Below are 3,524 nucleotides of genomic sequence, written 5' to 3' on the forward strand. Positions count from 1 at the left end.
GCGTGTAATTGGACGAGAATAGCTGGATCTGATGCTGATCCACCAACTGCCGCACCTGAAACAACGGCACGCCCATTTTGATGCCCAGCGCTTTGACTTCATTACTGCGGGCAACGATGCAGCCGTCATTGTTGCTGAGTACGGCCACCGGTTTACCGATCAGGTCTGGCCGAAACACCCGCTCACAGCTGACGTAAAAATTGTTGCAATCGACCAGGCCGATCAGATTGGCTGGAGGTGTAACGAACTCCGTCACACGGCATGAATGACGTTGGTCACCACACCCCAAACCACCAGCTCCAGCTCGTCGTGGAGTAGAAAATCCGGATAGGCCGGATTTTCAGCGCGTAGTTTCCATTGCTCGTCGTCCAATACCAAGCGTTTGACCGTCAGTTCACCATTCAACGCGCAAATCACGATCTTGCCTGACACGGGTTCTATCGAGCGATCCACCACCAGAATGTCGTTGGGATGAATGCCGGCCCCTAACATCGAATCGCCTTGAGCACGGACAAAAAAAGTGGCTGCCGGTTTTTGAATCAGCAGTTCATTCAGATCAAGGGTTTTGTCGACATAATCCGCCGCCGGCGACGGGAAGCCCGCCGAGACTTTGCTGGCGAATAACGGCAAGCGGCATGCAGACAGCGGCCACTTGGGCGTCAAGATGGCAGGGTAATCCAGATGCAACCCGGCAAACGCACGACGCTTCAACTTGAACTGTAACGGCAGATTCGACATCATCGCTCCATGGCAACTTCTAGGGCTGCATAGTCTACCGTCGAAAATGCATTTGTTCTATATTTGTTCTTTATTCAAGTGTCAGCCATGTGCGGTCGCTACAGCCTGACCACTGACGCGGCAACCCTGGCCGAGCATTTTCAGGTGTTGAGGCAGATTCGATTTCAGCCCGGTTACAACATTGCGCCGAGTCGGAAGATTTTGACTGTCGTCGAACTCGATGATGGCTCACGTAAGGCGGTGAATCTGTTCTGGGGATTGGTGCCCTCCTGGGCGAAAGACAGCAAAAACAGTTCGCACCTGATCAACGCACGCATGGAAACCCTACGGGAAAAGCCCTCTTTTCGCAGTGCGTTTAAACATCGACGCTGCTTGATTCCCGCAGACGGCTTTTACGAGTGGGAGAGCCGAAATGGCAAACAAGCGTTTCACATCCACCGCGATGATCGTCAGCCCTTCGCCTTTGCCGGATTATGGGAGCAATGGCAGCACGACACGGAAACCCTGTATTCCTGCACCATCATTACCACCGCTGCCAATGCATTGATGCAACCCATTCATGAGCGAATGCCGGTGATCATTTCACCGGAGCATTATCACGACTGGCTCAACAAAGCTGCGGATGCGGACCATGCCTATCGGTTGCTCGATGCCCCGGCCTATACCCACATGATTGCGACGTCGGTCGGCGATTGGGTCAATAATCCACGGCATGAGGATGAGCGTTGCATAGCCCCGATTTAGACTAACGCGCAATGTTGGCGTCAATCACAATTGGCACTACACTTTGGTCAACGCAAGCCAGAAACGGGTAGCAGACATGGAAAGAATAATATTGGCACTGTGGATTTTTTCCAGTGTGGCCTTTGCAGAGGGTGATGAAAAGCTCTGGCCTGAAGACAAACCAAAAAACTTTTGCCTAGATCCATCCTTGGAGACCAAAAGCGAAAATTTAGCTAAAGAGCATCCTGAGGATGAGCGATTGGTGAAGCTTGTAGCCTTGCGTTCTGGTTTATGTAATCTGGTATTAAAAAACATCGTTCCGCTAAATACTGCCATCGATATATTTGATGCCGAAAAGGAAAGCGAGATGCAAAAACGCTTACAAGAGGGACAAACCAATAAAGGGGATATCGTTCTGTAAACGACTCAGAATGAGCAAAACTTTTTCCAGAGTTTGTGTCGCTATCGACCCAGGCTGTGTAAAAGCGCTAGCTTTATTAAAAAATCTCACGACCAATTAACCGGGAGTGTAGATGAAGCGCTTCATTCAGAGTACAGACCGAACTCAGGTAAACCTATTTCCTGAGCAACTGGAGGACTTGTCGCCGAGGACAATCCTATTTGGGTCGTTGATGTCATTGTTGAACAACTCAACCTGGACAAATTAGGATTCAAAGGGGTTACGCGAGCCTAGAAAATCGACAACCTACAAGTTAGCGTTTGTTAAGCTGCGTCTTGCTCCAGATCATTACCCAAAAATATTTCACATCAAGTTTGTTAGCCAACCCATTGAAGTGTGCCAAATCGCCTCAGTCACGCAACAGATTGTTGCTCCATATCGACTTGATATATCAATAAAAACTGAAACAATGCTCCCCCACAGCCAACACGACTGGTTTGATGGAGGGCCTGGTGAAAATATTATTAGTTGCTATGACCGTTCTGTTTTCTGCGGCGATTCTGCTGATCGCCGGGTTTCAGCTAATTCGCTTATGCGTTACCGAATTGGTGGAATTTGTCTTAGAAGCCTGGCGAAGTCCCGAACTGAAGTCGACTAATTAATGTAATCGTCATCTAGCAAGGATGCCTTTGGGAAAACTGCCGATCATCATCGTATCATAGGAAATCGTTGGTTTGAAAAAAGCACAGAACGGCTCGATAAGAAATTGAAAATAACAATCAAGTAGGCAAAGTATTTGTTCTTGAACTTTGAGTACCCATTACAAGCCCTTATTGTCAGATCAGTAATCTATCAAACGAATTATTGTGATATTGATTCAGTTCCGATACAAATTGCTCATGGAGCGGAGAAATGCGCAACAGTTATCAACAGCCACCCATAGTTATCCACAACATTCCGTGTTCAAACTGCGTTAGTTTCGTTGTTTGCGTACACTAATCCCGTTTTTTTTAACCATTAAGACCGTAGTAGCGCTTCGTTTATTCCGTTTTAAAGAAACATGAAATAAACGAATTCGATCGTTAACTTACTGAAATTAATAAAGAAATCCAGCTAGACTAAGATTTTAGTCTTTCTATAGTATTAAATTAGTCTTTCTAAGTACCGCCGCAGTCATCGGCGGATAAAACCAAAATAATTTCGTTAAATTGAATTTGATTTGACTTTGATACCCATTTCGGAGAATACAAAGATGACATGAATATATTGCTGAGCAGTATGAATAAATCGCCCTACCGCTAATTTCTTACTCCGTAGTATAACGACATGAAGTTAAACGCCACATTCGACATTTAAGGTGATTCCATCCCAGAAGCATAAGGAAAGCACTACTTTCTAGTTTCCACATAAATTCTTTAATGTTTGGGGACCAGAATCATCCGTAGTCTCGCGACATCAAGCTTACCTTAATTACGCTCCATGTTCATGCGAGGGGAAGCTCGAAAAACCTATTTCCCTTAATTACACCAAAATAAAATCAATAGGTTATATGCGGTTTAGGATGTTTGCCCTGCCCTGCCCTGCCCTGCCCTGCCGCACGCAACAATTGTCGACAAAACCCACTGCTTTCTCCGTAGTATAACGACATGAAGGATCATTTGTG

4 protein-coding genes are annotated in these 3,524 nt (G+C 46.3%); 2 read left to right on the top strand and 2 right to left on the bottom strand.

The window, feature by feature from the left end:
* A partial coding sequence (locus tag NP603_RS21645) for a Y-family DNA polymerase (protein WP_443192649.1) occupies positions 1-256 on the bottom strand: 256 nt, incomplete at its 3' end.
* A complete protein-coding gene (locus NP603_RS21650) occupies positions 253-741 on the bottom strand; it encodes a LexA family protein (protein ID WP_245006539.1) in 489 nt (162 codons plus the stop codon). The genes NP603_RS21645 and NP603_RS21650, both read right to left, overlap by 4 nt.
* An 84-nt stretch (positions 742-825) precedes the next feature.
* Between NP603_RS21650 and NP603_RS21655 the strand changes: the two genes are divergently transcribed.
* Together NP603_RS21655 and NP603_RS21660 are read left to right on the top strand one after the other, a co-directional pair.
* Positions 826-1,482, top strand: coding sequence for an SOS response-associated peptidase (locus tag NP603_RS21655; RefSeq protein WP_256612945.1), 657 nt, complete (start codon positions 826-828; stop codon positions 1,480-1,482).
* Between the two features lie 76 nt (positions 1,483-1,558).
* Positions 1,559-1,882, top strand: coding sequence for a hypothetical protein (locus tag NP603_RS21660; RefSeq protein ID WP_221054695.1), 324 nt, complete (start codon positions 1,559-1,561; stop codon positions 1,880-1,882).
* Positions 1,883-3,524 lie beyond the last annotated feature (1,642 nt).

Source organism: Methylomonas aurea, from assembly GCF_024505045.1.
Taxonomy (GTDB): Bacteria; Pseudomonadota; Gammaproteobacteria; order Methylococcales; family Methylomonadaceae; genus Methylomonas; species Methylomonas aurea.

Excerpts from the sequence above, each read along its gene's own strand:
- NP603_RS21650 (WP_245006539.1), bottom strand. The coding sequence starts at position 741 with ATGATGTCGAATCTGCCGTTACAGTTCAAGTTGAAGCGTCGTGCGTTT.
- NP603_RS21655 (WP_256612945.1), top strand. The coding sequence starts at position 826 with ATGTGCGGTCGCTACAGCCTGACCACTGACGCGGCAACCCTGGCCGAG.
- NP603_RS21660 (WP_221054695.1), top strand. The coding sequence starts at position 1,559 with ATGGAAAGAATAATATTGGCACTGTGGATTTTTTCCAGTGTGGCCTTT.